At 64.4% G+C, this 19,202-nt stretch carries 12 protein-coding genes and 3 pseudogenes; 3 read left to right on the top strand and 12 right to left on the bottom strand.

Translation table 11 applies throughout. The annotated features are described in order from the left end of the window. The first annotated feature begins 41 nt into the window (after positions 1-41). On the top strand, positions 42-1,568 hold the full coding sequence (locus XANALMUS060_RS10510; protein ID WP_200894041.1) for a tryptophan halogenase family protein: 1,527 nt from the start codon (positions 42-44) through the stop codon (positions 1,566-1,568). A 34-nt stretch (positions 1,569-1,602) separates the two neighbouring features. Here the strand turns inward: XANALMUS060_RS10510 and XANALMUS060_RS10505 are convergent, their stop codons facing one another. The 10 genes and pseudogenes from XANALMUS060_RS10505 to XANALMUS060_RS19805 all read right to left on the bottom strand — a co-directional run. Next, positions 1,603-3,012 (bottom strand): amino acid permease, encoded by a 1,410-nt coding sequence (locus XANALMUS060_RS10505; protein ID WP_045738353.1) that lies wholly within the window; start codon positions 3,010-3,012, stop codon positions 1,603-1,605. A gap of 122 nt (positions 3,013-3,134) precedes the next feature. After that, positions 3,135-3,755, bottom strand: coding sequence for a response regulator (locus XANALMUS060_RS10500; RefSeq protein ID WP_045738352.1), 621 nt, complete (start codon positions 3,753-3,755; stop codon positions 3,135-3,137). Further along, complete coding sequence (locus tag XANALMUS060_RS10495; protein ID WP_045738351.1) at positions 3,752-4,825, bottom strand: ATP-binding protein; 1,074 nt, start codon at positions 4,823-4,825, stop codon at positions 3,752-3,754. Before XANALMUS060_RS10495 ends, XANALMUS060_RS10500 begins: the two co-directional genes overlap by 4 nt. Positions 4,826-4,869: 44 nt before the next feature. Beyond that, entirely contained in the window at positions 4,870-5,598 is a 729-nt protein-coding gene (locus XANALMUS060_RS10490; protein ID WP_045738350.1) for an MgtC/SapB family protein, read from the bottom strand. Positions 5,599-5,719: 121 nt separating this feature from the next. Continuing rightward, the gene (locus XANALMUS060_RS10485; protein ID WP_045738349.1) at positions 5,720-7,174 is read right to left on the bottom strand and encodes an efflux transporter outer membrane subunit; all 1,455 of its coding nucleotides are present in this window, start codon (positions 7,172-7,174) and stop codon (positions 5,720-5,722) included. Continuing rightward, positions 7,171-9,981 (bottom strand): annotated as a pseudogene (locus XANALMUS060_RS10480) (CusA/CzcA family heavy metal efflux RND transporter); the annotation flags it as partial. The gene XANALMUS060_RS10485 and the pseudogene XANALMUS060_RS10480, both read right to left, overlap by 4 nt. Positions 9,982-10,046: 65 nt before the next feature. Beyond that, positions 10,047-12,290: pseudogene (locus tag XANALMUS060_RS21985) on the bottom strand (efflux RND transporter permease subunit); the annotation flags it as partial. A 321-nt stretch (positions 12,291-12,611) separates the two neighbouring features. After that, positions 12,612-13,721, bottom strand: coding sequence for an efflux RND transporter periplasmic adaptor subunit (locus XANALMUS060_RS10470; RefSeq protein WP_045738348.1), 1,110 nt, complete (start codon positions 13,719-13,721; stop codon positions 12,612-12,614). 100 nt (positions 13,722-13,821) lie between these two features. Further along, positions 13,822-14,157, bottom strand: coding sequence for a hypothetical protein (locus XANALMUS060_RS10465; protein WP_045738386.1), 336 nt, complete (start codon positions 14,155-14,157; stop codon positions 13,822-13,824). Positions 14,158-14,555: 398 nt separating this feature from the next. Continuing rightward, positions 14,556-14,698 (bottom strand): annotated as a pseudogene (locus tag XANALMUS060_RS19805) (DDE-type integrase/transposase/recombinase); the annotation flags it as partial. 87 nt (positions 14,699-14,785) lie between these two features. Between XANALMUS060_RS19805 and mutM the strand changes: the two are divergent. Then, positions 14,786-15,598: a bifunctional DNA-formamidopyrimidine glycosylase/DNA-(apurinic or apyrimidinic site) lyase gene (gene mutM / locus XANALMUS060_RS10460; RefSeq protein ID WP_045738347.1), complete on the top strand. Its 813-nt coding sequence runs from the start codon at positions 14,786-14,788 to the stop codon at positions 15,596-15,598. A gap of 216 nt (positions 15,599-15,814) precedes the next feature. After that, positions 15,815-17,419 (top strand): glucan biosynthesis protein D, encoded by a 1,605-nt coding sequence (locus XANALMUS060_RS10455; RefSeq protein WP_045738346.1) that lies wholly within the window; start codon positions 15,815-15,817, stop codon positions 17,417-17,419. 169 nt (positions 17,420-17,588) lie between these two features. Here XANALMUS060_RS10455 and XANALMUS060_RS10450 read toward each other — a convergent pair whose 3' ends face one another. Both XANALMUS060_RS10450 and XANALMUS060_RS10445 read right to left on the bottom strand, forming a co-directional pair. Then, complete coding sequence (locus XANALMUS060_RS10450) at positions 17,589-18,299, bottom strand: sel1 repeat family protein (RefSeq protein WP_152640466.1); 711 nt, start codon at positions 18,297-18,299, stop codon at positions 17,589-17,591. A gap of 192 nt (positions 18,300-18,491) precedes the next feature. Then, positions 18,492-19,118 carry a thymidine kinase gene (locus XANALMUS060_RS10445; RefSeq protein WP_045738344.1) on the bottom strand — a complete coding sequence of 209 codons (627 nt, stop codon included), beginning with the start codon at positions 19,116-19,118 and terminating at the stop codon, positions 18,492-18,494. Positions 19,119-19,202: the final 84 nt, after the last annotated feature.

Raw genomic sequence — 19,202 nt, 5'->3', positions numbered from 1 at the left:
CAACGTCCCTGGTCAGCGCACATCACGATGACGGAAGAGAAATCGCAATGACCCAGATACGCAAGGTGGTGATCGCCGGCGGCGGCACTGCGGGGTGGATCGCCGGCTGTGCGCTGGCGCATCAGTTTCGCGACATGCTCGACATCACCCTGATCGAATCCGAACAGATCGGCACCATCGGCGTCGGCGAAGCCACGCTGCCACCGTTGCGTCAATTCCACCGCTTCGTGCAGATCGACGAGCAAGAGTTTCTGCGTGCGGTCGCCGGCACCTTCAAGTTGTCGATTTCCTTCGAGCACTGGGGGCAAGCGGGCGAACGCTACATGCATCCGTTCGGGATCACCGGGCAGAGCACCCTGGTCTGCGCCTTCCACCACTTCTGGCTGGAGGCACAGCGGCGCGGCCTGCATTCGGAACTGGGCGATTACTGCCTGGAAAGCGTGGCGGCACGCGCGGATCGCTTCGCACGCGAAGCGCCATCGCCGCTCAATTACGCCTATCACCTCGATGCCGGCCTGTATGCGCGGCTGTTGCGCGCACACGCCGAGCAAAATGGGCTACGCCGGGTGGAAGGCAAGATCTGCCAGGTGCGGCAGCATCCGCAGAACGGTGCGATCACCGCGTTGCAACTGGAAGACGGACAAGTGATCGACGGCGATCTGTTCATCGACTGCACCGGCTTTCGCGGTCTGCTGATCGAGCAAACCCTGCACAGCGGCTACGAAGACTGGAGCCACTGGTTGCCCTGCGACCGCGCGATCGCGGTGCAGACCGAGGCCGTGGCACCACCGGTGCCGTATACCCGCACCATCGCCCATGGCGCTGGTTGGCGTTGGCAGATTCCGCTACAGCATCGCGTCGGTTGCGGACTGGTGTATTCCAGCGCACACCTGTCCGACGACGCGGCGCGTGCGCAGTTGCTGCGCGACGTCGCCGCACCGACATTGAAAGAACCATCACTGGTGCCGTTCCGCACAGGTCGCCGGCACAAGACCTGGAACAAGAACGTGATCGCGCTGGGCCTGGCCAGCGGCTTCATCGAACCATTGGAATCCACCAGCATCCATCTGACCATCACGGCGGTGATGCGTCTGCTGGCGCTGTTTCCCAGCGACGGCATGACTCCATCGCTGGAGACGCTGTACAACGCGGCCAGCCGCGCCGAGATGGAGCACGTGCGCGATTTCGTGATCCTGCATTACCACGCGACCCGGCGCGAGGAAGCGATGTGGCGCGCCTGCCGGCAGATGCCATTACCGGCGTCGTTGCAGCAGCGCCTGGACGCCTGGCGCACACGCGCGCACGTCTGGCAGGGTGCCGATGAACTGTTCCGTGGAGATTCGTGGGCCTACGTGCTGCTCGGCCAAGGCGTCATGCCCGACGCGCATCATCCGCTGACGCGCGCGCTACCGGAGCAGGAACTGCAACGCTTCCTCGCCACGATCCGTGCGCCGATCGAACGCAGCGTGGCACAAATGCCATCGCAAGCGCAGTTCATCGCCCACTACTGCAAAGCGCCGCCGCAGGTATGGGCGCGTTCGCCAGCGACGGTACTGGCGAACGCCTGAACAACGCAGCGAACACCACCATCGGGCAACGCGGTTACGAGCGCATCTGCGCGGGCTGCACTTGGCTGTTGCGGTAGCCATATAGCAGGTAGGCGACCAGGCCGAGCGCATTCCAGCACATGAACCACAATTGCGTGGTCTGCGGCAAACTACAGAACAAATACACACAGCCACCAATCGCCAGCGGCCCGACTACCCACGCCTGCGGCGTGCGGAAGCTGCGTGCACGCCCAGGTTCGCGCACGCGCAGCACCAGCATGCACGCCGCCACGGCGATGAACGCGGCCAGGGTGCCGGCATTGGCCAACGCGGCGATTTCATCCAGCCGCGCCACCCCGGCCAGCGCCGCGACCAGCACTGCGGTGAAGAGCGTCGTCGCCACTGGCGTGCCGGTCCGCGGATTGACCTTGGACAGGCCGCGGGGCAGCAGGCCATCGCGCGACATCACGAAGAAGATCCTGCTCTGCCCGTACAGGAATGCCAGCAGCACCGTCGGCAGCGCGATCACCGCGACCACACCGATGGCCGCCGCCGCCTTGACCTGACCCAGCTCGCGCAAAATCAACGCCAATGGCTCGGCGCTCGCGCCGAACACGCTGTAACGCATGGCACCGATGGCCGCCAATGCCACCAACATGTAGATCAGGGTGCAGCCGATCATCGAGCCGACGATGCCGATCGCCAGGTCGCGCTTGGGATTTATGGTCTCTTCGGCAGCGGTGGAGATCGCATCGAATCCATAGAAGGCGAAAAAAATGATCGCAGCCGCCGCCATCACCCCATGCGCAACGCCATCGGCCCCGACCGTTTTGGGAAAACCATAGGGCATGAACGGCTGCAGGTTGTGACTGTTGAACGCCGGCAGCGCCGCCGCCACGAAAATGCCCAGGGCAATCAGCTTGAGCGTCACCAGCACCGCGTTGAACGTCGCGCTCTCCTTGGTGCCCGCCATCAGCAGGCCAGCCACCGCAAAGGTGATCAGTACCGCCGGCAGGTTGACGATGCCGCCGGCGTGCGGCCCGGCGACGAACGCGGCCGGCAAGGTCAGATCCACGCCCCACTGCGCGCTGGCCCAGTGCAGGAAGCCGACGAAATAGCCGGACCACCCGACCGCCACCGTGCTGACCACCAGCGAATATTCCAGAATCAGGCTCCACCCCACCACCCAGGCGATGCTCTCGCCGAGCGCAACGTAGCTATAGGTGTAGGCACTGCCAGCGGCCGGCATCAGCGTGGCCATCTCCGCATAGGCCAACGCGGCGCAGGCGCAGATCGCACCGGCCACCGCGAACGACACCAGCACCGCCGGCCCAGCCAATTGCGCACCGACCCCGATCAAAGTGTAGATGCCGGTACCGACAATCGCGCCGATGCCCAGTGCCACCAGATGCGGCCAGCGCAGGGTGGGGACCAGTCGGCGCCCGGCTTCGTGGACGGTGACCATATCGAATGATTTGCGCCGGAACAGGAACGCGACATGTGGACCTCGAGAGCGACGAAACAGGGGGAAGTATCGGCGAACACCGTGCAGTATTACGATGCCAGATGACACCGCGTAGCGTCCGTCTACAACCCCAGCCGCTCGGCCAGCCGTACCAGTTCCGCCAACGAGCCAACTTGCAATTTGCGCATGGCATGGCCACGCCGCACTTTCACGGTGATCTCGCTGAGTTGCAACCGCGATGCCACCTGCTTGTTCAACAAGCCCTGCACCACCAGTTGCACCACGTCCTGCTCGCCGGCCGTCAACCGCGCCCAGCGCGCGCGCAACTCGGCCTGCGCCGCCTCGGCGTCGCGCCGCGCGCGGTCGCGGGCGATGCCGTGTTCGATCGCATCGAGCAGCTCCTGATCGCGGAACGGTTTGGTCAGGAATTCGATCGCCCCGTTCTTCATCGCCTCCACGCTCATCGGAATGTCGCCATGGCCGGTGATGAAGATCGTCGGCAATGCCAGTCCCGCCTCGCGCATGTGCCGATGGAATTCCATGCCGCCCTGCCCGGGCATGCGGATGTCCAGCACCAGGCAGGCCGGTGCATCGGCCTGCGGATGCGCCAGAAAATCGCGCGTGGACGCGAACGCATGCACCTGCAAGTCCACCGAGGCGAACAGGTCTTCCAGGGCGGCGCGGATCGAGGCGTCGTCGTCGATCAGGTACACCACCGGACGCGGCGCGGCGGCGGCGCTCATGATCGCGCTCCGCTCGCAGCAGCGGGCAGACACACGCAGAACACCGCGCCACGCAGGCGGCCCGGCTCGGCCCAGATCCGTCCGCCGCCAGCTTCGACGATGCTGCGGCTGATACTCAAACCGATGCCGATGCCGCCTTGTTTGGTAGTCCAGAACGCATCGAACAGATGCGCCTGCGCTTGCGCCGACAGGCCCTCGCCGGCATCGGCCACGCTCAGCCGCACCGTGCGGGCATCCTCGCGTTCGGTGACGATGCGCAGCATGCGCTGTGCCGGCGGCGTGGCCACCATCGCCTCGACCGCGTTGAGCAGCAGGTTGCCGATCACTTGCTGGATTTGCACCGGATCGGCCGAAACCAGCGGCAGCGCCGTGGCCAACTCGGTTTGCACCGTGACCGCATTGCGCTCCAGTTCGCCGCACGATAGCGCCAGCACTTCGGCAACGGCGGCATTGAGGTCGAAAGCGCGCTTTTGCGGCGCTTCGCCCTTGGTCAGGCTGCGCACCCGCGCGATCACATCGCCGGCACGCTCGGCATCGGCGAGGATGCGCATCAACGCCGCGCGCGCCTTGTCCAGATTTGGCGGCTGCTGGTCGAGCCAGCGCTGGCAGGCATGACCGCTGGTGACAATCGCCGCCAGCGGTTGGTTGACCTCGTGCGCGATCGACGCGGTCAGGTTGCCCAAGCTACGCACGCGCGCCAACCGCAGCAATTGCGCCTGCGCCGCATGCGCGGCGGCCTTGGCGTGTTCCATCTGCATTGCGATGGAGGCGGTCACCGCCACCACCACGATGCTGATGGCCGAATTGATGACGCCGACGCGGTAGGCACCGGCATGGGTCAGATGGAAGCTGAGCACAATCAGCACCACACAGATGCCAGCCAGCAGTGCCAGCCCGGCCGGCGCCAGCAACCGCGCCGCACCGAGGATTGCCACGGTGTAGAACAGCGGTGCGGCCACCGCATAATCGGTGACCGTGTCGGCGAAGAAGATCGCCGCCAACACTACGCTCAGCGCGGCCAGACCGAGCAGGCGACGGTGGATCGGCAATGGCTTGAAACACGCGATCATCGGTGCCACGGCAAGGTTGAAGGAGCGGACGCGGACACGGCTGCTCAGCCTTCGGCACCGGCGTTCCAGAACGCCTGTTGGACACCGCGCTCACCTTCCAGGCGCTGGACCACCGCGTCCAATTCCTCGGCACGCACCGCAGTGGCGTACAAGGTCGCGGCGATCTCCACGTCCTCCTGTCCGAACGGATGCTGTTCCACTTCGCGCGCCGGGTAATGCGCCTCCTCCAGCAATTCGATCAAGCGTTCGCGCACCTCGCCGTGTACCTCGCGCGCACAGATCGCATAGAACATGTAGGTGGCTTCGACCGAGGATTCTTTCAACGGATGCCGGTTGATCCGGTTCACCATCGGTCGCAGCAGGGTATTGCTGAGCAACACGAAGGCCGCCGCCAGCACCGCTTCGGCAATCAGCCCGGCACCGGCACAGGCACCGACCGCGCCCGAGCCCCACAAGGTGGCCGCTGTATTGAGCCCGGTGACGTTGGCGCCCTCTTTCATGATCGCCCCGGCACCGAGAAAACCGATCCCCGAGACCACATACGCCACCACCTGCACCGCGCCCTGGGGGCCGCCGTGGATCTCGAACAGGCGGTCGCCGAGGGAGACGAAAATCGCCGCGCCGACCGCGACCAGGGTATTGGTGCGCAACCCGGCGGTGCGCTGACGCACCTGGCGCTCGAAGCCGATGATCGCGCCGAGCACGAACGCGGCCGACAGGCTTACCAGGGTATCCAGCAAGGAGCCGGGATTGAACAGGCGCAGCGCTTCCATCAGGGCGCATTCCGCAGGACGACAGGATCGATCATGATGGCTCCGGGATAAGAAATGGGCAGTTCCGGGATGCCTATGATGCCGGGTTGGTGTGGCATCTGCAGCGCTACGTGCGCGTGATTCAGCGCGCGGCGGTCTGCGGCGCTGGATCGTCGGCCACCGGGGGCGCGCCGCCCAGCGCCTGGAACAGCGCAACGGTGTCGGCATAGCGCTGGGTCTGCGCCTGCACCAGCGCAGCCACCGCTTGTTGCTCGACCTGTTCGGCCTGCAACACCTGCAGGCCGCTGCCAGCACCCAGCACGTGCTGACGCTGCGCCAACGCCAAGCTGCGCGCGGCGGCGGTGCGCGCCGCGACCGCGGCCTGCAACGTCTGCGCATCGCTCAGCAACGCCTGCAAGGTATTGGCGGTGTCCTGCAGTGCGGTCAGCACCACGCTGCGGTACTGGGCCTTGGCTTGATCGTAGGCGGCCACGGCAGCGCGCTGCTGGTGACGCAGGCTGCCACCATGGAACAGCGGGGCGATCAAGTCGGCACCGAGCAACCACTGCGCGCTGGCACCCTCGAACAGATGCTGCACTTCTGCGGCGGAACTGCCGATGTTCCAGTTCAGCGACAGGCTGGGAAGACGCGCGGCGGTGGCAACACCGATCTGTGCGCAAGCCGCATGCAATTGCGCTTGCGCCGCCGCGACGTCAGCGCGGCGCTGCAGTACCTGCGCCGGCACGCTCAACGGCAGCGCGCTCGGCAAGCGCAGCGATTCCAACGTGAAGCGTTGCGCGATGTCCTGGCTGGGCGGCCGCCCGGCCAAAACCGCGAGCCGGGCGCGCTGCTGCGCCAGTTGCTGCTGCAACGGCGGCAAGACGGCCTGCGCTTGGGCCAGCGCCGCATCCTGCGCGGCCAGATCGGCACCGCTGGCCTGACCGGCGGCGTACTGACGCGCGAACAACACGCGCAGCCGCTGCGCCAGCGCGATCTGCGCCTGCGCCGCATCGATCTGCGCACGCAAGCCGGCTTCCTGGATCGCGGTGGCAACGACATTGCTGGTCAGGCTCATGTACGCGGCCTGACGTTGAAAACCCTGCACCTGTGCCTGCGCCGCCAGCGCCTCGTGTTGCCGGCGATTGCCGCCGAACACGTCCAGCACGTAACTCACGTTCACCTGCGCGGTGTGCAAGGTGTATGGGCTGCTGCCCGCCTGCCGCTGGCGCTGCGGGCTGACTTGCAGATCGACCGCCGGCACCAGAGTACCGAGTTGCGCCGCTGCGGTTTCGTTCGCCACGCGCAATGCGGCGTCGGCCGCCTGCAGATCCGGATTGGCTTGCAGTGCGGCGTCCACCAGCGTGTCCAGCGCGGGCGAGGCGAACGCGCTCCACCAGCGTGCCGGCACCGCTTCACCTGGCAACAAGTGTTGCGCGGCACCCGCCGGGTCCGCTGCCGCGACGGTCTGCGGCGGGAGCGGCGTAGCGGTGTAGCGGTCCACGTTCGGCAGCGGCGGGCGCACGAAATCCGGACCCACCCGGCAACCGCCAAGCAGGGCCAGGGACAGCAACGCGGGCGCGATGCGGCAAGTGCTCATGAGGCATCTCCTGCGCTCACCGCAGCACGCTGTGCGCGAGCGGCGACCATGCTTTCGATGAAGTGATACAACGACGGCAGCAACAGCAGGGTCAGCACGGTGGCGGTAACCAGTCCGCCGACCACCACCGTCGCCAAGGGACGCTGCACATCGCTGCCCAGGCCAGTCGCCAACATCGCCGGGGTCAACCCCAACGCGGCCACGGTGGCGGTGGTCAGCACGGGCCGCATGCGGCTGCGCGCGCCTTCGATCACGGCCTCGCGCAGCGGCTTGCCTTCCTCGTTACGCAAGCGGTTGATCTGCGCCAGCAACAGCACCGCATTGAGCACGGCCACGCCGAACAAGGCGATGAAACCGACCGCGCTGGACACGTTCAAGGTCATCCCGCGCAGGTGCAACGCGGCCAGCCCGCCGAGCATCGCCAACGGCACCGCGGCCAACACCAGCAACGGCTGACGCAGGTTGCCGAAGCTGGCGAACAACAGCAGGAACATGATGCCCAGGGTCATCGGCGCGATCACCAGCAGGCGTGCCTGGGCGCGTTCCAGGTTTTCGAACTGGCCGCCCCACACTACCTGGAAGCGCTGGTGATCGAACCGCACCTGCTGCGCGATCGCGCCGCGCGCCTGCTGCAAGAACCCGGATAAATCACGACCGCGCACGTTCAACCGCACCACGATGTTGCGTCGGGCCATTTCGCGCACGATCACGCTCTCGCCCGACACCGTGCGCAGATGCGCCACCGCCGACAGCGGCAACTTGGCGCCGCTGGGCGTGGTCAGCATCAACGCGCCGATCGTCTGCACGGTGTCGCGCGTGGCCGGTGCAAAGCGCACGGTCATCGCGTAGCTGCGTTCGCCGACGTAGAGTTGGCCGATTGGACTACCGCCGATACCGGTGGCGATCAGATCGGCGATGTCGGCGGCATTGATGCCGTAGCGCGCGGCGGCGGCACGGTCGATTTCGATCTTCAAGTTCGGCAGCGGTGGCTCCACATCCACCGTCACGTCCGCCGCACCCGGCACCGTGCGTAGCGTCCCGGCGATCCGCTCGGCGATCTGCCGCGCCTGGGTCACGTCGTCGCCGAACACCTTCACCGTCAGATCGCCGTGCGCGCCGGACAACTTATCCTGGACACCGTCGATCATCGGCTGCATGAAGCCGATGGTGTAACCGGGCATGCGCGCATAACGCGCGGCGAGCGCGGCGATCAGACTCTGCTTGTCCAGCCCGGGCCGCCACTGCCCATACGGGCGCAAGCCGACGCTGGCCTCGATGTGCGATGGTGTCCAGTAATCGGTGCCGTCATCGTTACGTCCGGTCTGAGTCACCATGTAACTGACTTCCGGAAACGCCAGCGTGGCACGCCGTAACGCATTGGCCATCGTCGCGGCCTTGTCCAGGGTGATTCCCGGCGGCATCTGCACCTGCAACCACAAGGAGCCTTCGTCCAGATACGGCAGGAAGTCGCGGCCGATGCTGCCGCCCAGCAGGCCCAACGCCAACAACGCACCAGCGCAACTGACCAGCAGCCAACGCCTGCCGCCGACGCTGCGCGCCAGCAAGCGCCCGTAGGCATCTGTCAGCGCTTGCAATACGCGGTTGTGCGCCACCGGACGCGGACGGCGGAAGGCAAGCCAGGCCAGTGCCGGGATCAACGTCAACGCCACGACCAGCGCACCGAGCAACGCCGCGCCGACCGCATAGGCCATCGGCGAAAACAGCTTGTACTCGATGCGCTGCAGCGCGAACAGCGGCAGGTAGGCGCAGATGATGACGCCCATGCCGAAGAAGATCGGCCGCGCCACCTGCAAGGTTGCCGCGATGGCGTCCTGCGGCTGCAACGGCCGCGACGGATCGGCCTCGCGTTGGCGCAGGATGTTCTCCACCAACACCACCGCGCCATCGACCAGGATGCCGAAATCGATGGCGCCCAGCGATAGCAAGTTGGCTGGAATCTTCAGGTGATGCATGAACACGAAGGCGATCAGCAGCGAAAGCGGCACGGTCAAGGCCACGATGGCGGCCGCGCGCGGACTACCGAGAAACAGCAACAACACCACGCTGACCAACAGCATGCCCTCGACCAGGGTCGAGCCGACCGTGTGCAGCGTGGCATCGATCAGGGCGGTGCGGTCCAGGTAGGCCACCACTTTCACGTCCTTGGGCAACAGCGAAGCGTTGAGTTCGGCAACCGCCGCATGCACGCCGTCCAGCACCGCCGAAGGGTTGGCGTCCTTGAGCAACAACACGATGCCTTCGATGGTGTCGGGATTGGCGTCCTTACCGAGAATGCCGCGACGCTCGACATTGCCGTAGCGCAAGGTGCCCAGTTGCCGTACCAGCACGGGCACGCCGTTGCGTGTCGTCACCGCGACAGCGCCCATGTCCTCCAGCGAATGCAGCAAGCCGACACCACGCACCACATAGCTTTGCTCGCCGCGATCGATCACGCTGCCGCCGCCATTGGCGTTGTTGGCATTGATCGCATCCTTGACCTGCTGCAGGCTCAAACCGTATTGGGTGAGACGTTGCGGGTCCAGCTCCAGCATGAATTGCGTGGTGAGGCCGCCGAAGTTGCTGACATCGACCACACCAGGCACTTTCTTCAGCCGTGGAATAACCGTCCAGGTCTGTAATTCGGATAGCTCGCGCAGGCTGCGCGTCTTCGACTCCAGCGTATAGCGATAGATCTCGCCCGTCGGCGAGGTGTAGGCGTCCAGGCCAGGCGCGGCGTTGTAGGGCAGCGTGACCTCGTTGAGCCGCTCCTGCAGGCGTTGCCGGGCGAAGTAACCATCCGTGCCATCGGCGAGCTGGCGAACAACAGCAGGAACATGATGCCCAGGGTCATCGGCGCGATCACCAGCAGGCGTGCCTGGGCGCGTTCCAGGTTTTCGAACTGGCCGCCCCACACTACCTGGAAGCGCTGGTGATCGAACCGCACCTGCTGCGCGATCGCGCCGCGCGCCTGCTGCAAGAACCCGGATAAATCACGACCGCGCACGTTCAACCGCACCACGATGTTGCGTCGGGCCATTTCGCGCACGATCACGCTCTCGCCCGACACCGTGCGCAGATGCGCCACCGCCGACAGCGGCAACTTGGCGCCGCTGGGCGTGGTCAGCATCAACGCGCCGATCGTCTGCACGGTGTCGCGCGTGGCCGGTGCAAAGCGCACGGTCATCGCGTAGCTGCGTTCGCCGACGTAGAGTTGGCCGATTGGACTACCGCCGATACCGGTGGCGATCAGATCGGCGATGTCGGCGGCATTGATGCCGTAGCGCGCGGCGGCGGCACGGTCGATTTCGATCTTCAAGTTCGGCAGCGGTGGCTCCACATCCACCGTCACGTCCGCCGCACCCGGCACCGTGCGTAGCGTCCCGGCGATCCGCTCGGCGATCTGCCGCGCCTGGGTCACGTCGTCGCCGAACACCTTCACCGTCAGATCGCCGTGCGCGCCGGACAACTTATCCTGGACACCGTCGATCATCGGCTGCATGAAGCCGATGGTGTAACCGGGCATGCGCGCATAACGCGCGGCGAGCGCGGCGATCAGACTCTGCTTGTCCAGCCCGGGCCGCCACTGCCCATACGGGCGCAAGCCGACGCTGGCCTCGATGTGCGATGGTGTCCAGTAATCGGTGCCGTCATCGTTACGTCCGGTCTGAGTCACCATGTAACTGACTTCCGGAAACGCCAGCGTGGCACGCCGTAACGCATTGGCCATCGTCGCGGCCTTGTCCAGGGTGATTCCCGGCGGCATCTGCACCTGCAACCACAAGGAGCCTTCGTCCAGATACGGCAGGAAGTCGCGGCCGATGCTGCCGCCCAGCAGGCCCAACGCCAACAACGCACCAGCGCAACTGACCAGCAGCCAACGCCTGCCGCCGACGCTGCGCGCCAGCAAGCGCCCGTAGGCATCTGTCAGCGCTTGCAATACGCGGTTGTGCGCCACCGGACGCGGACGGCGGAAGGCAAGCCAGGCCAGTGCCGGGATCAACGTCAACGCCACGACCAGCGCACCGAGCAACGCCGCGCCGACCGCATAGGCCATCGGCGAAAACAGCTTGTACTCGATGCGCTGCAGCGCGAACAGCGGCAGGTAGGCGCAGATGATGACGCCCATGCCGAAGAAGATCGGCCGCGCCACCTGCAAGGTTGCCGCGATGGCGTCCTGCGGCTGCAACGGCCGCGACGGATCGGCCTCGCGTTGGCGCAGGATGTTCTCCACCAACACCACCGCGCCATCGACCAGGATGCCGAAATCGATGGCGCCCAGCGATAGCAAGTTGGCTGGAATCTTCAGGTGATGCATGAACACGAAGGCGATCAGCAGCGAAAGCGGCACGGTCAAGGCCACGATGGCGGCCGCGCGCGGACTACCGAGAAACAGCAACAACACCACGCTGACCAACAGCATGCCCTCGACCAGGGTCGAGCCGACCGTGTGCAGCGTGGCATCGATCAGGGCGGTGCGGTCCAGGTAGGCCACCACTTTCACGTCCTTGGGCAACAGCGAAGCGTTGAGTTCGGCAACCGCCGCATGCACGCCGTCCAGCACCGCCGAAGGGTTGGCGTCCTTGAGCAACAACACGATGCCTTCGATGGTGTCGGGATTGGCGTCCTTACCGAGAATGCCGCGACGCTCGACATTGCCGTAGCGCAAGGTGCCCAGTTGCCGTACCAGCACGGGCACGCCGTTGCGTGTCGTCACCGCGACAGCGCCCATGTCCTCCAGCGAATGCAGCAAGCCGACACCACGCACCACATAGCTTTGCTCGCCGCGATCGATCACGCTGCCGCCGCCATTGGCGTTGTTGGCATTGATCGCATCCTTGACCTGCTGCAGGCTCAAACCGTATTGGGTGAGACGTTGCGGGTCCAGCTCCAGCATGAATTGCGTGGTGAGGCCGCCGAAGTTGCTGACATCGACCACACCAGGCACTTTCTTCAGCCGTGGAATAACCGTCCAGGTCTGTAATTCGGATAGCTCGCGCAGGCTGCGCGTCTTCGACTCCAGCGTATAGCGATAGATCTCGCCCGTCGGCGAGGTGTAGGCGTCCAGGCCAGGCGCGGCGTTGTAGGGCAGCGTGACCTCGTTGAGCCGCTCCTGCAGGCGTTGCCGGGCGAAGTAACCATCCGTGCCATCGGCGAACACACCACCGTGATCAGCGACAGGCCGAACAGACTGCGCGAGCGCAGCACTTCCATGCCGGGCGTGCCCAACAAGGCGCGCTCCAACGGCACGGTGATCTGCTGCTCCACCTCCTCCGCCGCCAGTCCCGGAACCTGGGTGACCACTTGCGAGGTGACGTCGGCGATGTCTGGATAGGCTTCCAAAGGCAATTGCGTCCAGCTCCACGCTCCATAGAGCGCGACCGCCAGAAACACCAACCAAACGATGCCGCGCCGCTGGAAACAGACGCTGACAATGGATTTAATCATCGAGCAGCGCTCCATTGCCGATCACCACGCGCTCGCCCTGGGTCAGGCCGGTCATCATCTCGGTGTCGCTGCCCAGCGTTGCGCCGGTGGTCACCTCACGCGAGACGTAAACGAACGGCGCCGTCTCCACGTACACCCGCGTCGTCAACCCGGCCTGGATCAAAGCGGTCGTCGGCACCAGCAGCACCGAACGCGACCGCGCCGCCAAGCCGACACGCACGAACATGCCTGGTTTGAGGCGACCGTCGCGATTGTCGATGGCGATGCGCACGGTCAATGTGCGGGTATCGGTATCGAGCAGATCGGCGATGTGCTGGACCGTGCCCTCGAATGACACATCCGGGTAGGCATCGACATGGATCCGCGCGTGCTGGCCGACGAACACCTGGCCGATATCGCGCTCAGTCACCTGAGCGTTCACCCAGACCTTGGAGATGTCGGCGACCGTCATCGCCGTCGCCGTGGTGTCGTTCCAGTAGCCGCCCAACGACACGGCAATATCACTGATGCGGCCATCGATCGGCGAGCGCATCGCATAGCGCCGGTGCGAAGTGGCCAGCGGATCGACGCCAAGCTGGGCCAGGCGTTCGCGTGCGGCACGCGCCTGATCCTGTGCTTGGGCCAGATCCAGTTGCGCCGCCTCGGCATCTTTTCTGGTGGCGACGTCGCCACTCAGCAAAGCCTGTTGCCGCTGCGCTTCGCGTTGCGCCTGGCGCAGCGCCGACTGCGCCTTGCCATCGTCGGCATAGGCATTGGCCAGATCGACCGAGTCGATCACGAACAACGTCTCGCCGGCTTTCACCGAGTCGCCGAGTCCATGCGCCAGGCTGACGATGCGTCCACTGACCGGCGCCACCAGTTTCACCAGCCGTTCCGGCAGCGCTTCCACTACTCCAGGCGTTTGGATGGTCGGCGTCATCGGGCGTCGTACCACGGTGCCGATGCGCAACGCGCCGCGCAACGGCGATTGTGGTGGAACGCGCAATTGCGTGCCACGACGCAACACGGCAGAGGCACTGTCCGCCACCTGCGGATGCGCGTGGCAAGCCGCGAGCAACGGAACCGCGCACGCGATGAGCAACAAAACACGAGAGCAATACATTGAAACGGCACTCACCATGGCAAGAGCCAGCGCCGCATGGCGATCTGGCGTGGGAAGAGAGACTGACGAGGTGCGATCAGCAGCGATGGCGCTGCGAGGTTCAGTTGCGACGCAGGAGCGATGCACAAGGCCACCAGGCCAACGCCGCGTGACTCCATTTCGACGTCGCAGTGGATCCACCGATCACATGGAGGCGACGTTGCGCCGCATGCGACAAGCGCGCACGGACGCGGATGCGATCATCGAGCGGCAGCAGCGACAACGCATCGGCCAGCACCCGCGCGGATTGTGCGGACATGGCCTTGGCGAAAGCGCGCGGGCCATGTGCGGCCAGCAGATAGCGCAGCGCCTCGGTACGACGCATGGCGACGGCCGCGCGCAGGGCGCGCTGCAATCCGCGTTGCAGGCGGAAACGACGGGCGAAGAACAGGAACATGACGACCTCCTTGCGGCGCATAGCCGGCAAGGACACCGCGACCACTACGGCAACGGGCGTCTTCCGGTTCAGCGCAAGGCTATTACCAGGCGAAAAGAATGCGAGCGGAGTGCGGCGATGGCGCCGCGTCGATGCGGGTCGGGGTCCATGGCGATCTCCGGTGGGATGAAAGAAAGTGGCCGCAACAGCGGCCATGTCAGGCGACGCATTGCCGACGAATGGGCGCTTACGACCTGTGGCTGACGGCCCGCGTCACGCTGCGTTGCGAGACGGAAAGTCTGGCATGCCAGGCAGAGGTGCACCAGCATGCGTGAGGCATCTGCGCATGCACATCAGCATGTCTGCGCTATACCAACGTATCGTGTGGGCGGGTGTCAGGCGAGGGGTGAATCGCCTGGTGATTTGAGAGCCTGAAAGACGAAGTCGGTATCGGCGCGATCACACATCGCCCAGGGGACGACTTGCCTCGAAAAAAGTCGAGCACAACCGCTAGATATATTCAGACATCGTGTGTGCGAATAAACATGAAATCACTCGCCCAGAGCCTATGCGGTACGTTCACTTCGAAACCTCCGGTGCTACAGTGCCGGGATAATGTCTCTTCATCGCTTGCCCAACCCACACGCTCATGCCTGAACTCCCCGAAGTCGAAACCACCCGGCGCGGCCTGGAACCACATTTGGCAGGCCGGCGCATCCACGGCGTGATTCTGCGGCGACCGGATCTGCGTTGGCCGATCCCGCCAGAGGTCGCGCAGCAGTTGCCGGGACAACGTATCGCCGGTATCCACCGCCGAGCCAAATATTTGTTGCTGGAAACCGCAGCAGGTAGTGCGCTCTTGCACCTGGGCATGTCCGGAAGCCTGCGCGTGCTGCCCGGCGATACGCCACCGCGCACGCACGATCATGTGGATATCAGCCTGGAGGATGGCCGTGTGCTGCGTTTCAACGATCCGCGCCGGTTCGGCTGTTTGCTGTGGCAAGCACCTGGCGCGTTGCATCCGCTACTCGCCGAGCTAGGGCCGGAACCGCTATCGGATGCGTTCGATGGTGATTATCTCTTCCAGCTCAGTCGCGGCCGCAAGGCGCCGGTCAAAACGTTCTTGATGGATCAGCGCATCGTGGTTGGCGTCGGCAACATCTATGCCGCCGAGAGTCTGTTTCAGGCGGGCATCAGTCCATTACGCGCCGCCGGGGAGGTCTCGCACGCGCGCTACGCGCGCCTGGCCGAGGCGGCCAAGGCGATTCTTGGTTACGCGATCCAGCGCGGCGGAACGACGCTGCGCGACTTCATCAGTCCAGATGGCGCGCCGGGGTATTTCGAACAGGAGTTGTCGGTCTACGGTCGCGAGGGTGAACCCTGCAAGCGCTGCGGACGTCTTCTGCGACATGCCAGCATCGGCCAGCGCGCCAGCGTCTGGTGCGGGCAATGCCAGCGCTGAGGCGACGTTGGTACTGACGGTCACGGTCACGCAGCAACCTGGCGAAGCAGCACTCGCGGTGCCGATCCGGAGGCCATGCTACGGCGAGCTTGCTGCGCGTGCGCAGGCTTCGGTGACGATGCGCAGCACCCGCACTCTCAGGTTAAACCGTGGTGAGGTGCTAAGGAGGCGATGACCTTATGATGGACGTCTCTCCTTGGCTTATCGACCAGGCTCATGCAACGACGCAATTTTCTCAAAAATGCCGCCGCCGCCTTCGCCGCCATGGGTTTGCCAGCGATGCCGATGTTGGGACAGGCCGCTGATGCCGTGGGCCTGCGGCGCCTGGGCAAGCCGCAAGCATTCGACTATGCCTGGCTCAAGGGCCATGCCCAGGCCATCGCCAACGCGCCATACCAGAGCCATCAACGGGCGCTACCAGCGTCAATGGCGGCGTTGAGCTGGGACCAGTATCAATCGATCCGCTACCGCCAGGACCACGCGTTGTGGGCGGCAGAGCAAGGCCCAAAATTTCAGGTCAAGTTTTTCCATCTGGGGCTGTACTTCAAAACCCCGGTGCAGATGTTCGACCTGGTCGATGGGCAGGCGCAGCAACTGGCCTACGATAGCGCGGCGTTCGATTACGGCCGCAGTGGTCTAAAAGGCAAATCGTTGCCGAATGACCTGGGTTTCGCTGGTTTCCGTCTCAATACCAAGCAGGACACCGAGCGCGATTTCGCTGCGTTCCTCGGCGCCAGTTATTTCCGCGCAGTGGGGAAGGAAGGCCAGTACGGCCAGTCCGCACGCGCTCTGGCCATCGATACCGGGACCGGCGCGCCGGAAGAATTTCCCGATTTCATTGCGTATTGGCTGGAGCAACCGAAAGCAGATTCCAATACGGTGGTGGTGTACGCACTGCTGGATTCGCCCAGCGTGGCTGGTGCATACCGTTTCGCGATCACCAACGGCGATGTGTTGCTGATGGATATCGACACCGCGTTGTATCCGCGCAAGCGCATCGAACGGATGGGATTGGGGCCTTGCACCAGCATGTATCAGACCGCCGAGAACGATCGCCGTATGGACTGGGATTGGCGCCCGGAAATCCACGACAGCGACGGTCTGGCGATGTGGACAGGTGCTGGCGAATGGATCTGGCGGCCGTTGTGCAATCCACCGCACCTGCGCTTCAACATGTTCGTGGACGAGAACCCGCGCGGTTTTGGCCTACTGCAGCGCGACCGCAATTTCGATCACTACCAGGACGATGGGGTTTTTTACGAGAAACGTCCAGGCCTGTGGGTGGAACCGAAGCACGGCTGGGGTAAGGGTTCCGTGCAACTGGTGGAAATTCCGACGGTCGATGAGACCTTCGACAACATCGTCGCGTTCTGGAATCCGCGGGACAAACCTCAACCAGGCCAGGAACTGCTGTTCGGCTACCGCCTGTACTGGGGTGCGCAGCCGCCGGCATCCTCGTCGTTGGCGCATTGCGTTGCCAGCCGGACCGGCCTGGGTGGGGTCGCGGGGCAGAAGCGCCAGTATTTTTCCTGGCGTTTTGCCGTGGATTTCGCCGGTGGCGAACTGGCCAAGCTCGGCAAAGAAAAAGACGCCAAGGTCGAAGCCGTATTGCAGCTCAGCCGAGGTCGCAGCGAAATCGTATCGGCCAGACCACTGCACGAGATCGCCGGCTATCGCGCGATGTTCGATGTCGTACCGCCGGATGACGGTACCGAGCAGATCGATATTCGCCTGTTCCTGCGCAGTGGCAACAGCACGCTAACCGAAACCTGGTTGTACCAATGGACACCGCCGCCTGCCGCCGAGCGCAAGCTGTATTGATCCGGCACGATGAAAGGCATCACACAAAATAACGTGTGGATCGTCGTTTGCGGTGACGCACTGGTCGTCGCGGCTGAAGTCGCCCTCCTCACACGCCAGGAGGGCGAAGCAATGTGGACGCTGAGATGCCGCACGCGCAAACGCGCGGCCAATGGCGATCGCAACCGGCTCAGGGTTTGCTCGGTGCCGGTGGCGACGCGCTTTTCTGGCTGATGTCTTCGACGTCGCCAATATCAACGCGACCTGGCGTGCGCCCGTCCCAAACCCGATCCTGTAGTTTCCAGTACGCCGACGGCTCCCAGAACTGTTTGGCGTAGAACACTTCTGGATCGATGCTGCCACCGCGCGGGCCGTTGATCGACAAGGCACCAGCGCCGGAATGACCAAGCAGACTGCCGGTGCTGCTCATCGCTTCGCGGCGCAGGACAGCCTCCTGGCGCGGCTTGGCCACTTGGTCGCCATATTCGGCAAGCATCTGCTTGTCGAGGGTGATCGCGCGCTTGCGCTCTTCCGGCGTGAGCTGGTTCCAGTATTCCATCTTGCGCGCACTGAAAGCCTCGTAGCCGCGCTCGGAGGCCAATGCCATCCACAAGAATCCCATTGCATGATCGGGCGCCACGCCCTGGCCTTGCCAATACATCTCGCCCAAACGCGCCTGCGATGGCTTGTCGGCGTAGCGGGCAGCCAACCGATACTGTTTCTTGGCCTCAGCATAGTCGCCCTTTTTGTCGGCACGGATGCCTGCACGGCGATAGAACAGATCCAGGTGCGCTTCAAGAAAGCCATCGGTCAGCACCTGTGCCGGGATATCGTCGAACGTGCGCTCAGTCGTAGCCGCAGCAAATGCGCCGGGCGAGGCAAGCAAAAGTGCGCAGGCCAATACCGCGCTGCTAAGAACCATTACGTTGAACGGTTGTACCCCTCTCTTCCACGATTGCATTTTTCTCTTCCCATGAGTGTGGTGGGGGCAATTCTACACACATCTGGCGCATGCGCATCCATAAACTCATGGTATAGATCCGGAGGGAACCTGGCATATTCTGCGCCGTCGTTGTTGCCTGGCCGCCTATCATCAGAATGATCGCGACGGCGCGATCTGCAGTGGGTCGATGCGGTCCTCGCCACGCATGATCTTTTTGAACTCGGCACGGCTCACCGACACGTAGCGTTCATTGCCGCCGATTTCCACCTGTGGCCCATCCTGTACCGCGCGGCCATTGTCGTCCACACGCACGGTCATGGTCGCCTTGCTACCGCTGTGGCAGATGGTCTTGATTTCCTGCAACTCGTCCGCCCAGGCCAACAAGGACTGGCTACCTTCGAACAGTTCGCCGCGAAAATCCGTCCGCAGGCCATAACACAACACCGGGATTCGCAGCCGGTCCACCACCTCGCTGAGTTGCCAGACCTGGGCGCGGTTGAGGAACTGGGCTTCGTCCACCAGCACGCAATGCAGCGTGCCATGGCTGGCGATGTCGGTTTCGATCAAGGACAGCAGGTTGGTCTCGTTCACGAAGCCCTTGCCATCGGCACGCAGGCCGATGCGCGAGGCGACCACGCCACTGCCGGCACGATGGTCCAGCCTTGGGGTGAGAATGACCGTGCGCATGCCGCGTTCGCGGTAGTTATGCGCCGACTGCAGCAGCGTCGTGGTCTTTCCGGCATTCATCGCCGAATAGTAGAAATACAGTTTTGCCATGTCTTGGATTCTAGCGCGGACACGGCGCATTCCATGCACCAGCTAGCACTGGAAACCGGTTCAGCCAGCGCGCGACGATGCAGG

It is taken from the genome of Xanthomonas sp. MUS 060, from assembly GCF_000963215.1.
Lineage (GTDB): Bacteria > Pseudomonadota > Gammaproteobacteria > Xanthomonadales > Xanthomonadaceae > Xanthomonas_A.
This window is presented reverse-complemented; position numbering and strand designations above follow the sequence as displayed.